This is a genomic window from Pseudooceanicola marinus (assembly GCF_002786295.1).
In the GTDB taxonomy this organism is placed as follows: Bacteria; Pseudomonadota; Alphaproteobacteria; order Rhodobacterales; family Rhodobacteraceae; genus Pseudooceanicola; species Pseudooceanicola marinus.
Map to the genome: position 1 here is coordinate 178,116 of NZ_PGTC01000016.1, position 15,471 is coordinate 193,586.

Genomic DNA, 15,471 nt, shown 5'->3' on the forward strand with positions numbered 1-15,471 from the left:
TGCCGGGGTGATTGACCGCGCCGGGGCCGCCCGCTAAGGGCAGGGCGCGCGGAGGGCCGGATGGCCGCGGGGGCAGGCTGGAAACGGCGTCTCCGAGGAAAGTCCGGACTCCACAAGGCAACGGTGCCGGGTAACGCCCGGCGGGGGCGACCCCAGGGACAGCGCCACAGAGAACAGACCGCCCTGCACGCAGGGTAAGGGTGAAACGGTGCGGTAAGAGCGCACCGCGGGACCGGCAACGGGACCGGCATGGCAAGCCCCACCGGGAGCAATGCCGAATAGGAACCTCGCGCGGGGCGGGCAGGTCGGGCAACCGAAACCGCCGCCACCGCAGGGCCGCCTTGGCCCGGAGGTTCGGGTTGGCAGCTTGAGGCGCCGGGCGACCGGCGTCCCAGATGAATGGTCATCGAACCGGCTTCGGCCGGGGAACAGAATCCGGCTTACAGGCCCTCCGCGCACATCCGCCCATAGTTCGCGCAGATCCTCCGATTGTCCCGTTTCGGGACTATCGGAGGGAACCCGCCTGTCCGCTGCGCTGCGGCGCGCTGAAACCCGCCAGTGGGCGGGAGGGGCCGCGGGAACGTCGGGGCCGGCGCCACGTTGGGCTGGCAGAGATCCCCGCACCCTGCGTGGATGAGCTTGAGGAGGAGAACTCATGACCTCTCTGATGCGTAGTACCAGCCGTGCAACCCTTGTCGCCCTCGCCCTGGCCGCCCCTGTCGTGGCGCCGGTGACGGCCATCGCCCAGACCAGCGACCAGAGTGTCGAGCAGCCCGCCGAAGACCCAGCCGTGCCCGAGGAAATGGCCCCCGCTGTCGAAGAGGGCGAGCCGGCCCTGATGCCCGACAGCGAGACCGCTGAAGGCGGTGACATGTCAGCTGATCCGATGGCCTCGGATCCGATGGCCGCTGACCCGATGGAAGGCGAGGCCAGCGACATGGCCGAGGCCGAGGAGCCCGCCAAGCCGGTCGATGGCCAGATCACCATGCAGGACCAGGACACCATCCTTGCCGATGACCTGCTGGGCGCCGCCGTCTACAACGGCGCCGATGAGAAGGTCGGCGACATCAACGACCTGATCATCTCCCTCGGCGGTGAGGTCGAGGGCGTCGTGATCGGCGTCGGCGGCTTCCTCGGGATGGGCCAAAAGGACGTGGCCGTGGAGATGGCCAGCCTGGATGTGGTGCGTGACGACGCAGGTTCCCCGCGCCTGGTGACCAACGCCACCAAGGCCGACCTGGAATCGGCGCCCGAATTCGTCACCGCCGAGGAGCAGGCCCGCGAGGCCGACGCCCTCCGGATGGAGGAGGAAACGACCACTGGCGGCAGCGAAGCGCCCATCGAGTGATCGCGTTTCGGCCTATTCCTCCCCGGTCGGAGCAATAGGGGGCCTTCGGGCCCCCTTTTTCGTGCCGTGTCGGTCCACAAAGTCGACGATTTCCGCTTTTTCCCCAGATCCCCGGTTGACTCGTGACCGAGTCCCGGTAAAAGGCGGGCTTCAAGAGATTTCGCGGGCGGCCCGGAGTGCGCCTGCTGTAGGAGAAGCACAATGGCGAAGCCGACGACCATCAAGATCCGTCTGAACTCGACCGCGGGCACGGGCCATTTCTACGTGACCAAGAAAAACGCGCGTACCATGACCGAAAAGATGACCGTACGAAAGTACGATCCGGTGGTGCGGAAGCATGTCGAGTACAAGGAAGGCAAGATCAAGTAAGATCTGAACACCTTGAAGACCATGCAAAGCCGCGCCGCAGAGCGCGGCTTTTTGCTTTTGGGCCGCGCCCTGTCTCCCCCCCCCACACCCGACAGGCCCCGGTAACCGCCGGGGTGAGAGACAAGGACCGCCCCGATGCCCCTTTCTTCCGGCGAAGACACGCCCCCCGACCATTCCGACGAGCCCTTGCATGAGGGCGAGCTGGCGGAACTGCTGACCGCACGCGCCGCGCCTGCGGCCCCTGCTCAGCCCGCCCTACGCCCGAGCCTCGACACCGATCGGGGCGCCCTTGCGGCGGTCCTGTCCGCCGCCCCGCGCAAGCTGGCGCCGGTGATCCTGCCGGACGACCTGATGATGCGTCCCGGACTGCCCGCGGATACCGAGGCGCTGAACCGGATGCTGGCACGCTCCTACCGGGCGCTGCTAGCCCCAGACTACCCGGCCGAGCTGCTGCGCGAGGCGCTGCCCTTCGTAAAGCGGCCGCGCCCCGGCCTGCTGACCTGCGGCACCTATTTCCTGGCGCTGGATCCGGCGGATGACCGGGTGCTGGCGGCGGGTGGCTGGACCGATACCTCGCCCTGGGGTGCGGCCGGTCGGCCCGGTGAGGGGCACGTGCGCCATGTCGCCACCGATCCCGATGTCGCCCGCCAGGGGCTCGGACGGCAGATCATGGGGCAGGTCATCCGCTCTGCGACCGCCGCGGGGGTGGAGCTGCTGCATTGCCAGGCGACGCTGACCGCCGTGCCCTTCTATGAAAGCCTGGGCTTCGAGGCGCGCGGGGAGATCGACCTGCGGCTGCCCAACGGGCTGTTGTTCCCGGCGGTGCAGATGCGTTGGCGGGCCTGAGGCGCGCGGCAATGGCGCCGATACTCAGGCAAAGAAAAAGGCCGGTCCCTCGGGGCCGGCCTTCGTCGTTGTTTTCAGATCCTTGCGCAGATCACTCGCGGTTGCCGAGGAACTGCAGCAGGAACATGAACAGGTTGATGAAGTCCAGGTAGAGCTGCAGGGCGCCCATGATCGCGGACTTGCCCAGCCACTCCTGGTCCATCGAATGGGCGTGCTGCAGGTAGGTGGTCTTGATGTTCTGCGTGTCGTAGGCGGTCAGGCCTGCGAAGATCAGGACACCGATCGCGGAGATCGCGAAGTGCAGCGCGGGGGAGCCCAGGAAGATGTTGATGATCGAGGCCACGACCAGGCCGATCACACCCATCATCAGGAAGGCACCCCAACCGGAGATGTCACGCTTCGTGGTGTAGCCGTAGAGGGACAGGCCGGCGAAGGCGATCGAGGTCACCAGGAAGACCTGGGCGATCGAGATGCCGGTGAAGGCCACGAAGATCCACGACAGGGACAGGCCCATCACCGCCGAGAAGACATAGAAGAACGTCTGCGCACCGGCAGCCGACAGTCGGTTGATCATGGCGCCGAAGCCGAAGACCATCAGCAGCGGAGCGAACATGATGATCCAGCCCAGGATATTGGGCTGCAGCGTCTGCGGGTCGCGGAAGATGCCGAGCAGCTCGGGCGAGGAGCCGACGGCCCAGGCCACGAGGAAGGTCAGCAGCGTGCCCACGGACATGGTTCCGTAGACTTTGTTCATGTGGGCGCGGAGCCCTTCGTCGATGGCGGCGGACCGGCTACCTGCCGTTGCCTGCATCGTTCTGTAGTCAGCCATTCTTGCCTCCGATCAAACAGCAAAGCCCATGGGGGCGGATGTCGTGTCCAATATCGGGAAGGTGGCCCCCGTTTTCAAGATTTTCAGCTCGCAAATCGCGCCGGTGAAGGCCTTTTTGCCGGGCTTTCAACGCCCCTGTGCTCGGGCGGAGTGCCCCGAGCCTTGAACATAAGGCTATGCGGCCCGGAAGGGGTTTGAAAAATCAGAAGAAAAAACCCGCAGGCCGAGGTCACCCATCGGGGGAACCGGGCGCTGCGGGTCAGTCACGGACCGTCGGGAACGGTCACGGGGAGATAGGGGCCGCGCCGCCCGCAGGGGCAGGACGGGCGCGGCAGGGCGTGGCGGGCACTGGGGGGCTGTGCGCGTCACCGCCGGGATGGGATCAGAACGGGCGCACCGGGGTGTCCCAGATCGGGCGGGCGGATTCGAGGCGCGCCTGGTCGGGGGTGATGCCGATGTCCTTCAGCAGGGCCGCGTCGAGATTGCGCAGGGCGCGGCGTTCGCGGTGAATGCCCAGCATGGTCATCAGGCGGGCGAAAGGCGCGCGGGACGCGCGCGGGGTGCAGGCGACGTCGGACGTCAGGCTTTGGGTGCTCATCGGTCTTACCTTTCAAAAATTGATGAGTGAGCGAGGGCTTCATGATTTCTGTTGATGTATATGCGCCCGTATGATCAATATTGAAAATGAATGTTTCTGACGGATCACATCACGAGGGGTGATGATATGCGAAATCTCGACATGACATCGCTGCGCAGCTTCGTTGCCGTGGCGGACCACGGTGGCGTGACCAAGGCGGCCGGCATCCTCAACTTCACCCAGAGCGCGGTGTCGATGCAGTTGAAGCGGCTGGAGGAAATGCTGGGTATCGCCCTACTGGACCGGTCGAACCGGCGCATCGCGCTGACGCCTGCGGGCGAACAACTGCTGGGCTATGCGCGTCGCATCATCGACATGAATGATGAGGCGCTGACCCGGCTGACCTGCAAGAGCTACGAGGGCGAGATCGTCCTGGGCGTGCCCCATGACATCGTCTACCCGGTGGTGCCGACGGTGCTGCAGCAGTTCGCGCAGGAGTTCCCGCGCATGAAGGTGCAGCTGGTCTCGGCCTATACCCGCAGCCTGAAGGAAAGCTTCGACCGGGGTGAGACGGATATCATCCTGACCACGGAGGCGGAGCCTGACAATCGCGGCGAGATCCTGGATGAACGCCCCCTGGCCTGGATCGGGGCCCCGGGCGGACAGGCCTGGCGGCAGCGCCCGCTGCGCTTTGCCTCGGGGCGCAATTGCCTGTTCCGGCCGCTGGTGATCCGCACCATGGAAGAGAACAGCGTCGACTGGGAAAACGCCGTGGATACCTCCAGTGACCGCACGGTCGAGGCGACGGTCAGCGCCGACCTGGCCGTTTCGGCGATGATCGCCGGGACCGAGCCGCCGCAGCTGGCCGTGGTGGATCATGGCGGGGACCTGCCCGAACTGGGCACCCAGAAGATCTGCATGTACCGCCAGGATCGCGGCGCCGGCCAGGTGATGGAGCGCATGGCGGAGATGCTGCGCCTGGGCTTCAGCTGCAGTTCCGGCGGCTACAAGTCTGCCGCGCAACGCGAGGCGGAACAGGGCGGCGCCAGCGGCCTGGGCCGCTACGCCTGGCAGCAGGAACTGAGCCGGACCCGTCGCGCCTCTGTCTGATGGCACCGCCGCAGCAGGGAGGCCCGTGCCGGGCGCCCCTGCCGACTGACTTGGCTCAGGGCTGGATGATGACCTTGCCCGACGCGGCGCGGTCGCGCAGCAGGTCCAGCCCTTCCATCGCCTGCTCCAGCGGCAGGCGGTGGCTGATGTGGGGGTGGATGCGCCCCTGGGCATGCCAGTCCAGCAGCGTGGCCAGCGATCGGGTCAGCACCTCGGGGCGGAACTTGAAATAGGCGCCCCAGTAGAAGCCGATCAGGTCGATGTTCTTCACCAGCATGTGGTTGGGCTTGATCGCCGGCGTGCTGCCCGAGGCAAAGCCGATCAGCAGATAGCGCGCCTCCGGATTGCAGGCGCGGAACGCCGCCTCGCCCAGGGCGCCGCCCACAGGGTCATAGACCACGTCAGCCCCGCCAAGCGCCTTCACCTCGGCGCGCAGGTCGGCCGTTTCGCTGTCCAGGTAGATGTCGGCCCCGGCGCTGCGCGCGATCTCCTCCTTGTCGGCACCTCGGGCCACGGCGATGACCCGGGCGCCCATCAACTTGCCCAGTTCTACCGCCGTCAGCCCGACCCCGCCGGTGGCCCCCAGCACCAGAAGCGTCTCGCCCGGGCGCAGGCGCGCGCGGTGGTCAAGCGCCAGGTGGGAGGTGCCGTAGGCGATCTGAAGGGCCGCCGCCGAATCGTAATCCATCCCCTCGGGCAGGGTCACGGCGCGATCGGCAGATACGATGGCGTAATCGGCGAGACCTCCCTGCCCAGGGAAGGCTGCGACTCGCGTGTCGGTTGCAATGTCAACGCCGTCGCCCACGGCCCGGACAAGGCCCGAAATTTCCATGCCGAGTGTAAATGGGTGAGTCGGCGTTTCCTGGTATTGGCCCCGGATCATGAGCAAATCGGCGAAGTTCAAACCGCAGGCTCGGACCTCGACCAGCAGTTCTCCCGGACCCGGGGTGTCTGCGTCCAAATGTTCCAACTGGGGTTGACTGTCAGCACCCCGACACCGCCACGCGCGCATTTGCCTCTCCTATTGTTGTTTGATTTCGGGAGGATAGTTTGCTTAGAAACGATCTTCTCCCGGGCCCTCCTCGTTGCAATTCTTGCTGCAATGCGGCGGTTCCTGCAAGTTTAGGAAATCAGGACGCTTGATGCACATCTGCCAATTGAGTTAACTATTTCGTCAGTCTGCTCTTTCGGGTGGAGACAAGTTGCGTAAAAGTTGAAAACTGTTACGATCCTCTCACGCTGTAGGGATGTGCGGCGTGTCAAAAACGAAAACCAAAGCTCGGCTTGGCGGCTCTCGTACTTCGCGAGGGGCGACGTCGGGTATGACAGGAGCCGCGAATGACTCATCCGGTCGATGTGCACGTGGGAAAACGGATCCGGCATCGCCGCTGGCTGGTCGGAATGACCCAGCAGCAGCTTGCCGAACGCGTTGGCATTAAGTTTCAGCAGATCCAGAAATACGAAACCGGCGCGAACCGCGTCAGCGCTTCCCGGCTTTGGGATATCGCCGACTCGCTGGACGTTCCCGTCAGCTTCTTCTTCGAAGGTATCGAAGGTGAGGCGGCAGAGGGCGAAGCCGCAGTCGCACCGACCGCCGTGCCGGCCGATGTGATGGGCGACAAGGAAGCGCTGGACCTGATCCGGTCCTACTACGCGATTCCCGAGAACCAGCGCCGCCGCCTGTTCGAACTGGCCCGCGTGCTGAGTGACGTCGCCTGAAAGGGCGATCAGGTGTGATCTGACCTGGGGACGCAGGTTCGATTGGCCATTCAAGAATGACCTTGGCCCGTGGAGGGCCGACAGGGGCGATCAGGATCCGGGGTGGCGGATCCGATGATCGACATGGGGACAGTGATCGGCCGGGCGGGACCCCGGCAGGACACGAGACTTCAGAAAATGCGGTGTGTGCAGTGGCCCGTGACTCTTGTCACCGGGGCCATCTCGGGCTAGCTCTCGCCTCCACGTGACGTAGGGAAGGCGAGACGATGCAGCCGGATGGAACCGAGATCCTGGCGACGGCGCACGAAATGGCCGAGGCCGCCCGCGCGGCGATCCTGCCGCATTTCCGCAGCCAGACCCTTTCCGAGGACAACAAGCTGGCCGGGGGCTACGACCCGGTGACCGAGGCCGACCGCGCCGCGGAACGTGCCATGCGCAAGGTGCTGGCAGACCGGCGCCCGCAGGACGCGATCCTGGGCGAGGAATATGGCGCCCAGTCGGGCGACAGCGGCCTGACCTGGGTGCTGGATCCGATCGATGGCACTCGCGGCTTCGTCAGCGGCACGCCGACCTGGGGCGTGCTCATCGGTCTCACCGATGGCGACCGGGTCCTGATGGGCATGGTCGACCAGCCCTACACCGGCGAACGATTCTGGGGTGGCTTCGGAGAGGCCCGGATGACCGGCCCGCAGGGAGACCGCCCGCTGGCGGCCCGCGCCGAGACGCCGGGCGGTCTTGCCGGTGCGATCCTCTTCACCACCTTCCCCGAGGTCGGCAGCCCGACCGAGGCCGAGGCCTTCCGCGCCGTGGCCGAACAGGTGAAGCTGACCCGCTATGGCATGGATTGCTATGCCTACGCCCTGCTGGCGGCCGGTCAGGTCGATCTGGTGATCGAGGCCGGGCTGAATTCCTACGATATCCAGGGGCCCCTGGGCGTGATCGAGGCCGCCGGCGGTCTCGTCACCGACTGGCGTGGTGGCCCGGCCCTGCAGGGCGGGCGCGTTCTGGCGGCGGCGAACCCGGCGATCCATCGCGCGGCGCTGGACATTCTCGCGGCTTTCCCGGAATAAAGTCGCATGGAGCGCAGCTACCTGATCCGCAACGCGGAACACATCCTGACGATGGATGATCACCGGACCGAGCTTTTCGGCGCCGACATCCTTGTCTCCGGCGGCAAGATTCGCGCCATCGGCCCCAAGCTCAGCCAGCCCGAGGCGGAGGTGATCGACGCCACCGGCTGCGTGGTGACGCCCGGGCTGGTGAACACCCACCACCATCTGTTCCAGACGCTTACGCGGGCGGTGCCGGCGGCACAGGATGCTCTGCTCTTCGGCTGGCTGCAAACGCTTTACCCGATATGGGAACGCTTCGGCCCGGCCGAAATGCGTTCTTCCGCGATGATCGGCCTGGCGGAACTGGCCCTGTCGGGCTGTTCGCTGACCTCCGATCACCTGTACCTCTTCCCCAACGGGTCGCGGCTGGATGACACCATCGAGGCGGCGGCGGAGGTCGGCCTGCGGTTCCACCCTACGCGCGGCGCCATGTCCATCGGCGTCAGCCAGGGCGGCCTGCCGCCCGACAACCTGGTGGAGGACGAGGCGGCGATCCTCGACGATTGCATTCGCGTCATCGACACCTTCCACGACCCGAGCGAAGGGTCCATGCTGCGTGTGGGCATCGCCCCCTGTTCGCCCTTCTCCGTCTCCCGCGAGCTGATGCGCGATGCGGCCCTGCTGGCGCGGGACAAGCGGGTGATGCTGCATACCCACTTGGCGGAAAACGCCGAGGACATCGCCTATTCCGAGGCCAATTTCGGCTGCCGTCCGGGGCAGTACGCTGAGGATCTGGGCTGGACCGGGGACGATGTCTGGCATGCCCATTGCGTCAAGCTGGACGACAGCGAAGTGGCGCTTTTCGCCCGCACAGGCACGGGCGTGGCCCATTGCCCCTGTTCCAACTGCCGCCTTGGCTCGGGCATCGCGCCGGTGCGCGGCATGCGCGATGCGGGCGTGAAGGTCGGGCTGGGCGTCGACGGATCGGCCAGCAATGACGGGTCGAACCTGGTGGCCGAGGCGCGGCAGGCGATGCTGTTGCAGCGGGTCAGCCAGGGGGCTGACGCCATGAGCGCCCGTGAGGCGCTGGAGATCGCGACACGCGGCGGTGCCGATGTGCTGGGCCGCCCCGACTGCGGGCGCCTGGCCCATGGCAAGCGCGCCGATGTCGCCATCTGGGACGTTTCCGGCATCGACAGTGCCGGAAGCTGGGATCCCGCCGCCCTGCTGCTGGCTGGGCCGATGCGGGTGAAACACCTGCTGGTCGAGGGCCGGCAGGTGGTGCGCGACGGGCAGATGCCGCATCTGGATCTGCCGGCGCTGGTGGCGCGGCAGCGCCAGCTGACCGAAGGGCTGATGGCATGAGCGGCGTTCGGCCTCTGCCCCAGCGCCCGCGCGCGCGCCTGGCCCTGCTGACCTGTCTGGCACTGATGGCCTGTCAGGGCGGAACGGCCCGGCAGGCGGCCCAGCTGACCGCGCCCGCCGGCGCGGCGGTGGCCCTGCCCGCCAGCCTGCCGGCCCCCGTGGTCACCCGCGAGCAGGGCGATCTTCTGACGGCGATCAACGCCTTTCGCAGCGCCCGTGGCCGCGCGCCCCTGGAGCCCGATCCGCAGGCGCGCCTGGCGGCGGAACGCCATGCCCGTGACCTGCGCGGCCTGGGCGAGCTGAGCCATGTCGGATCCGATGGCAGCAGTGTGGGGGAACGGGTCAGCCGCGAAGGTATGGCCTGGTGCCGCGTGGCCGAGAACCTGGCCCGCGGCCAGTCCAGCGCCGAGATGGCCGTGACCGGCTGGTCTGTCAGCCCGGGCCACCGCCGCAACCTGCTGGGGGACTACACCCTGGTCGGCACGGCGCGAAACGGCGAGATCTGGGTGGCGGTCTTCGTCAAACCCTGCTGAGCTGCCGCAGGCTCAGGTGAGGGGTGGGGTCGCGCCACTGGCGCGACCCGGCGGGCCTCAGCCCTTCTTGGCGCGGATCACCTGCATCAGCGGCAGAACCTTGGACATGTCCGGACCGTGCGACATGCCGGTCACGGCCTTGCGCAGCGGCATGAAGAGGCCACGGCCCTTGCGGCCTGTCGCCTCCTTCACGGCCTTGGTCCAGTCGCCCCAGGTGGTTTCGTCATGCGGGCCCTCGGGCAGCAGGGTCATGGCCTCCGCGATGAAATCCTCGTCCTCTGGATCGATCAGCGGGTCGGCACCGTCGCGGAACATCGTCCACCAGGCCGGCAGGTCGTGCAGCGTGGTGATATTGTCGCGCACCACGGTCCAGAACAGCTCGGCCCGGTCGTCGGGCACGCCAAGCGCCGCGACCTCGTCGGCCACGTGGGCCAGCGGGCGCTGTTGCAGGATGTGGGCGGTCAGCGGGAAGAGGTCCTTCTCGTCGAACTTCGTCGGCGCCGAGCCGAAGGTGTCCAGATCGAAGCCCTCCGCCAGCTCCTCGACCGAGCCTGCCACCTCGACCGGCAGGGAGGAGCCCAGGCGGGCCATCAGCGACAGCAGGGCCATCGGTTCGACCCCTTGGGCGCGCAGGTCGCGGATGGACAGCACGCCCAGACGCTTCGACAGCGCCTCGCCCTGCGGGCCGGTCAGCAGCGAGTGGTGGGCGAAGGTCGGCACGCTGCCGCCGAGCGCCTCGATGATCTGGATCTGGGTGGCGGTGTTGGTCACGTGGTCGCTGCCGCGCACGACATGGGTCACGCCCATCTCGGTGTCATCGACGACCGAGGCGAGGGTATAGAGCATCTGCCCGTCGGCCCGGATCAGCACCGGGTCCGAGACGGAAGCCGCGTCGATGGAAATCTCGCCCAGGATGCCGTCCTCCCAGGTGATCCGCTCCTGGTCCAGCTTGAAGCGCCAGACGCCGGGGCCGCGCTCCTCGCGCAGCTTGACCTTTTCGTCGTCCGACAGCTCCAGCGCGGCGCGGTCGTAGACCGGCGGCTTGCCCATGTTCAGCTGCTTCTTGCGCTTCAGGTCCAGCTCGGTCGGGGTCTCGAAGGCCTCGTAGAAGCGGCCCATGTCGCGCAGCCGGTCGGCGGCGTCCAGGTAACGATCCATCCGCTTGGACTGGTATTCCACGCGATCCCAGGTCAGGCCGAGCCATTCCAGGTCTTCCATGATCCCGTCGATATATTCCTGCTTCGAGCGTTCCTGGTCGGTGTCGTCGATGCGCAGGATGAACGTCCCGCCGGCCTTGCGGGCGATCAGGAAGTTGAACAGCGCGGTGCGCAGGTTGCCGACGTGGATGTAGCCGGTCGGCGAGGGGGCAAAACGGGTGGTGGTCATGGCGAACTCCTGTTGGCCGCCTCTAAGCATGCGCTGCGGCGATTGTCCAGAAAACGAAGGGATCGCCCATGCCGGGCGAGGCCTCCGGCGGGAGTATTTCCGGCCAGGGTATGGGGCAGGGGCGCCGCGCCCGGATTGGGGGCACCCGCCTTTTTCCATACGATGGCTGAAAATACTCCGGGGGGCGCCTCCGGTCCGGAGGCGGGGGGCAGCGCCCCCTCCCTCGGTCAGACCGGGCTTAGCGGGTGAAGCTGAGGACTTCCGTCTCGGTCACGATCATGTCCAGCGGCTGGTCGGTGTCCTCGCGCGGCAGGCTCTCCGCCTCCTGCGCGGCATAGGCAAAGCCGATGGCCAGCGTGGGACGATTGGCGCGCAGCCCCTCCAGGGTGCGGTCGTAGAAACCGCCGCCGTAGCCCAGGCGCGTGCCGGCGCGGTCGAAGGCCACCAGCGGCAGGATGAGGATTTCCGGCGTGATCCAGTCGTCCACCGCCGGCGCCGCCGCGCCGAAGAGGCCATCGCGCATGGCGCAGCCCGGTTCCCAGCGGGAAAAGCGCAGGGGCAGGCCGTGATCCTCAATGACCGGCAGGCCGACGGGGCCGTGGGCGGCGGCCTCTTCCATGGCCGGGATCGGCGAAATTTCGGTGCGGATCGGCCAGTAGCCCGCCAGCGGCACCCCGCGGTAGCCCGCCAGCACCGAGGACAGCAGCCCCGCGCGTCCCGGCCCGGCCGTGTCATGAGCCTCCTTGCGACGGGGGAAGGCCGCCTGTCGGGCGGCGGTCTTGGCTTCGGTCAGCGCATCTGCAGTCATCTTGTCGTCTCTCATAGCAGGACAATCCCGGCGAGGCCGAGGAAGGCGAAGAAGCCCACCACGTCTGTCACCGTGGTCACGAAAGTGCCCGAGGCCAGGGCGGGGTCGATCCGGAACTTGTCGAGGATGACCGGCACCGCGATGCCCGCCAGCCCCGCGATCACCAGGTTGATCACCATCGCCGCCGCGATCACCCCGCCAAGGGCCGGGCTGCCGAACCAGACGAGGCCGACAATGCCCATGATCACCGCGAAGGCCAGACCGTTGAACAGACCCACCATGATCTCCCGTCTCAGGACCCGCCAGACGTTGGAGCCGGTCAAGTCCTTGGTGGCGATGGCGCGCACCGCGACGGTCAGGGCCTGGGTGCCGGCGTTGCCGCCCATGGAGGCCACGATGGGCATCAGCACCGCCAGGGCCACGAACTGCGCGATTGTATCCTCGAAGAGCGAGATCACCATCGAGGCGATCACCGCCGTCGCCAAGTTCACCGCCAGCCAGGGCAGGCGCTGTTTCACCGTTTCCGACACACGGTCGTTAAGGCTGCCTTCGCCGACACCGGCCAGGCGCATGATGTCTTCCTCGTGTTCCTCATCCAGCACGATCATCGCGTCGTCGATGGTGATGACACCCACCAGGCGCTCTTCCTCGTCGACCACCGGGGCGGAGATGATGTGGTACTGGTTGAAGGCATAGGCCACCTCGCCCTCGTCCTGCATCGCCGGGATGGTGCGGAAGGCCGGTTCGGTGATCTCCTGCAGGCGGGTGCGGCGGGGCGAGGCCATCAGCTTGCCCAGGGTCACATGGCCGACGGGACGGATCTTCGGATCCAGCAGGATGACGTGGTAGAACTGTTCCGGCAGGTCCTCGCGTTCGCGCATCATGTCGATGGTCTGGCCGACGGTCCAGAACTCGGGCACCGCCACGACCTCGCGCTGCATCAGGCGGCCTGCGGATTCCTCGGGGTAGTTCAGCGCCTGTTCGACCGCGTGCCGGTCGCTGTCCTCCAGAGCGCCGAGGATCGCTTCCTGCTGCGGTTCCTCCAGGTATTCGACCAGGTCGACCACGTCATCGGAATCAAGGTCGCGGACAGCTTCCTTCAGCACGTCCGGCGTCAGGAGCTGGATGACCTCCTCGCGGATGCCCTCGTCCAGTTCCGACAGGATGTCCCCGTCGAAATCGCGATCATAAAGCAGGACCAGCCGGCGCCGGTCATAGGCGTTGACCTGTTCCAGAAGGTCGGCGATGTCCGCCGCGTGCAGCGGCTCCATCAGCTCCAGCAACTGCGCGCGGTCGCCGGTGTCCACGGCATAGAGAATCGCCGCGACATTGCGCCGGTCGAGCGTATAGCTCTCCTGCTCTTCCGTGCCGGCCTCGGGGGCGGTTTCGGGGTCGATTTCCTGCTCGATCTCGGTCATGCGCCGCCCTCTATGCTTTGCCCCGACCATATCGGACGCCGGGGCGCGGAAACAATGGGCGAGGCACGTTTACCCGCCCCTTTGCAGAGGATAATCTGAGCGGCGGTCGTCGCGTTGGCGGCCAATTGGCAGGGACGGGACCGGGATGGGTGCGATGGGTGAAAAAGTTCTTATGACGGGGCGGGTGATGGATTTCACCGCGGATCCCTTCAAGGCGCCCTGGGCGGACTGCGTGTCCTACGAAGAGCATGGCGGGCTGCTGATCGAGGGCGGCCAGATCCTCGCCCGCGGCGCCGCCGATGCGCTGAAGGCCGATCATCCCGACGCGCGGGTGGTGGACTATGGCAAGGGTCTGATCCTGCCCGGCTTCGTCGACGCCCACGTGCATTTTCCGCAGACGGCGATGATTGCCAGCTGGGGCAAGCGGCTGATCGACTGGCTGAACACCTATACCTTCCCCGAGGAGATGAAGTTCGCCAGCCTCGACTATGCCGCCGAGATCGCGGCGCGCTACCTCGACCTGACCACGGCCCATGGCACCACCTCGATGGTCAGCTTCTGCACCATCCATCCCGAAAGCGTGGAGGCCTTCTTTGCCGAGGCCGGCAAGCGCGGCCAGCGGGTCGTTGCGGGCAAGACCTGCATGGACCGCAACGCGCCGGAGGGGCTGCGGGACACGGCGCAGACGGCCTATGACCAGTCGAAGGCCCTGCTGGAGAAATGGCACGGCCAGGGGCGGATCGGCTATGCCATCACGCCGCGTTTCTCGCCCACCTCCACACCCGAACAGCTGGAGGCCCTGGGGGCGCTCTGGGCCGAGCACCCCGAGGTGCTGATGCAGACGCATCTAAGCGAGCAGACCGACGAGATCGCCTGGGTGAAGGGCCTCTACCCCGAGGCGCGCGATTACCTCGATACCTACGAGGCCTACGGGCTGTTGGGCCGCAACGGCCTCTACGGCCATTCGATCCACCTGGAACCGCGCGAGATCGCCCGGCTGGACGAGATGGGTGCGGCGATGGTGCATTGCCCGACCTCCAACACCTTCATCGGCTCGGGCCTGTTCGACATGAAGGGGATCACCCAGACCAAAATCCGGGTGGGCCTGGCCACGGATACCGGCGGCGGGTCCGATTTCTCCATGCTGCGGACGATGGCCGCGGCCTACGAGGTGGGCCAGCTGCGGCACAATCCGCTGCATCCGGCGCAACTGCTGTGGCTGGCGACCGCCGGGTCGGCCGGCGCCCTGGGCATGGCTGATCGCATCGGCACCCTGGCCCCGGGGTCGGAGGCCGATGTGGTCGTCCTGGATCTCGCCTCGACACCGGCTATCGCACAGCGCGAAGCCCAGGCCGGGGACATCTGGGAGGCGGTCTTCCCCACCATCATGATGGGCGATGACCGGGCAGTGCAGGCGGTGTGGATCGGCGGGCGCGCGGCGCTCTGAAAGACCCGGTCCGGGCGCGCGGGATCGTCGCGCCGATCTGCCCCGTGCTTGGCGCAGGTCATGCTTTCGTGGCAAGACCGTCCGACGACACCTGTGGAGGAGGGTCGCGACGCCCATGGCTTCGCTGTTTCACCAGATCTGGATCGGCTCGGTCCTGGTCATCATCTCGGTTCTCGTCTCGGCCGTGGTCTTCGTCACGCTGGAGGCGCTGGTGGCGCGCCTGCACCGCTGGCTGATGCGCCCGCCGCACCGTCCGAAGCTGGCGCTGGTGCTGGTCGGCACGGTGATCGGGGCGCTGGCGATGATCACCATCAGCGTCTGGATCTGGGCGCTGGCCTTCCTCTGGCTGGGGGTCTTCGGCGGGCTGGAGGAATCGCTTTACTTCGCGCTGGAAAGCTTCACCACCCTCGGTTTCGGCGACCTGCTGGCGCCGAACGACTGGCGAATCCTGGGGGGCATGACGGCGGTGAACGGCTTTCTCAACATCGGCATGATCTCGGCCATCGTGCTCGAGGTGATCCGCTACGTGCGGCGTAACCAGATGGCCTCGCCACTCTGACCGGGCAGGGGGCGCTGCCCCCGGCTCCGTGCCGAAGCCTCCCCCGGAGTATTTCCGGCTGTCGGATAAGAGAAAGGGCGCGGGGGCCGCGCGGTGCGCCCGTCT

Annotated in this window: 16 protein-coding genes and 1 other RNA gene; 11 read left to right on the forward strand and 6 right to left on the reverse strand. The window is 67.0% G+C overall.

Features of this window, described 5'->3' with window-relative positions; all coding sequences use genetic code 11:
- Positions 1-48: 48 nt before the first annotated feature.
- The 4 genes from rnpB (at position 49) to CVM50_RS11785 (ending at position 2,563) form a co-directional block, all read left to right on the forward strand.
- Positions 49-459, forward strand: an RNA gene (gene rnpB / locus CVM50_RS11770) — RNase P RNA component class A.
- A 196-nt stretch (positions 460-655) separates the two neighbouring features.
- Entirely contained in the window at positions 656-1,348 is a 693-nt protein-coding gene (locus CVM50_RS11775) for a PRC-barrel domain-containing protein (protein ID WP_085889455.1), read from the forward strand.
- Between the two features lie 201 nt (positions 1,349-1,549).
- A complete protein-coding gene (rpmG, locus tag CVM50_RS11780) occupies positions 1,550-1,717 on the forward strand; it encodes a 50S ribosomal protein L33 (protein WP_007799108.1) in 168 nt (55 codons plus the stop codon).
- A gap of 135 nt (positions 1,718-1,852) precedes the next feature.
- Positions 1,853-2,563: a GNAT family N-acetyltransferase gene (locus CVM50_RS11785; RefSeq protein WP_232618226.1), complete on the forward strand. Its 711-nt coding sequence runs from the start codon at positions 1,853-1,855 to the stop codon at positions 2,561-2,563.
- Positions 2,564-2,654: 91 nt separating this feature from the next.
- Here the strand turns inward: CVM50_RS11785 and CVM50_RS11790 are convergent, their stop codons facing one another.
- The gene (locus CVM50_RS11790) at positions 2,655-3,392 is read right to left on the reverse strand and encodes a Bax inhibitor-1/YccA family protein (RefSeq protein WP_085889456.1); all 738 of its coding nucleotides are present in this window, start codon (positions 3,390-3,392) and stop codon (positions 2,655-2,657) included.
- A 382-nt stretch (positions 3,393-3,774) separates the two neighbouring features.
- Positions 3,775-3,990, reverse strand: a complete 216-nt coding sequence (locus CVM50_RS11795) for a DUF1127 domain-containing protein (protein WP_085889457.1) — start codon at positions 3,988-3,990, stop codon at positions 3,775-3,777.
- Positions 3,991-4,116: 126 nt separating this feature from the next.
- Here CVM50_RS11795 and CVM50_RS11800 point away from each other — a divergent pair, with 126 nt between their 5' ends.
- Entirely contained in the window at positions 4,117-5,079 is a 963-nt protein-coding gene (locus CVM50_RS11800; protein ID WP_085889507.1) for a LysR family transcriptional regulator, read from the forward strand.
- Positions 5,080-5,134: 55 nt separating this feature from the next.
- Here CVM50_RS11800 and CVM50_RS11805 read toward each other — a convergent pair whose 3' ends face one another.
- Positions 5,135-6,091 carry an NADPH:quinone oxidoreductase family protein gene (locus CVM50_RS11805; protein ID WP_085889458.1) on the reverse strand — a complete coding sequence of 319 codons (957 nt, stop codon included), beginning with the start codon at positions 6,089-6,091 and terminating at the stop codon, positions 5,135-5,137.
- Positions 6,092-6,417: 326 nt separating this feature from the next.
- Between CVM50_RS11805 and CVM50_RS11810 the strand changes: the two genes are divergently transcribed.
- From CVM50_RS11810 to CVM50_RS11825, 4 genes are all read left to right on the forward strand, one after another.
- The gene (locus tag CVM50_RS11810; protein ID WP_085889459.1) at positions 6,418-6,798 is read left to right on the forward strand and encodes a helix-turn-helix domain-containing protein; all 381 of its coding nucleotides are present in this window, start codon (positions 6,418-6,420) and stop codon (positions 6,796-6,798) included.
- Between the two features lie 266 nt (positions 6,799-7,064).
- Positions 7,065-7,868, forward strand: a complete 804-nt coding sequence (gene hisN / locus CVM50_RS11815) for a histidinol-phosphatase (RefSeq protein ID WP_085889460.1) — start codon at positions 7,065-7,067, stop codon at positions 7,866-7,868.
- Positions 7,869-7,874: 6 nt separating this feature from the next.
- A complete protein-coding gene (locus CVM50_RS11820) occupies positions 7,875-9,215 on the forward strand; it encodes an 8-oxoguanine deaminase (RefSeq protein ID WP_085889461.1) in 1,341 nt (446 codons plus the stop codon).
- Complete coding sequence (locus CVM50_RS11825) at positions 9,212-9,748, forward strand: CAP domain-containing protein (RefSeq protein ID WP_085889462.1); 537 nt, start codon at positions 9,212-9,214, stop codon at positions 9,746-9,748. Before CVM50_RS11820 ends, CVM50_RS11825 begins: the two co-directional genes overlap by 4 nt.
- Before the next feature lie 57 nt (positions 9,749-9,805).
- Here CVM50_RS11825 and gltX read toward each other — a convergent pair whose 3' ends face one another.
- The 3 genes from gltX to mgtE all read right to left on the reverse strand — a co-directional run bounded on the left by gltX (position 9,806) and on the right by mgtE (position 13,360).
- Positions 9,806-11,134, reverse strand: a complete 1,329-nt coding sequence (gene gltX, locus CVM50_RS11830; protein ID WP_085889463.1) for a glutamate--tRNA ligase — start codon at positions 11,132-11,134, stop codon at positions 9,806-9,808.
- A 238-nt stretch (positions 11,135-11,372) separates the two neighbouring features.
- Positions 11,373-11,942, reverse strand: a complete 570-nt coding sequence (locus tag CVM50_RS11835; protein WP_085889464.1) for a 5-formyltetrahydrofolate cyclo-ligase — start codon at positions 11,940-11,942, stop codon at positions 11,373-11,375.
- An 11-nt stretch (positions 11,943-11,953) separates the two neighbouring features.
- A complete protein-coding gene (gene mgtE / locus CVM50_RS11840; protein WP_085889465.1) occupies positions 11,954-13,360 on the reverse strand; it encodes a magnesium transporter in 1,407 nt (468 codons plus the stop codon).
- Positions 13,361-13,514: 154 nt separating this feature from the next.
- Here mgtE and guaD point away from each other — a divergent pair, with 154 nt between their 5' ends.
- Entirely contained in the window at positions 13,515-14,807 is a 1,293-nt protein-coding gene (gene guaD / locus CVM50_RS11845) for a guanine deaminase (RefSeq protein ID WP_085889508.1), read from the forward strand.
- A gap of 115 nt (positions 14,808-14,922) precedes the next feature.
- On the forward strand, positions 14,923-15,366 hold the full coding sequence (locus CVM50_RS11850; protein WP_232618227.1) for an ion channel: 444 nt from the start codon (positions 14,923-14,925) through the stop codon (positions 15,364-15,366).
- The last annotated feature ends 105 nt before the right edge of the window (positions 15,367-15,471 follow it).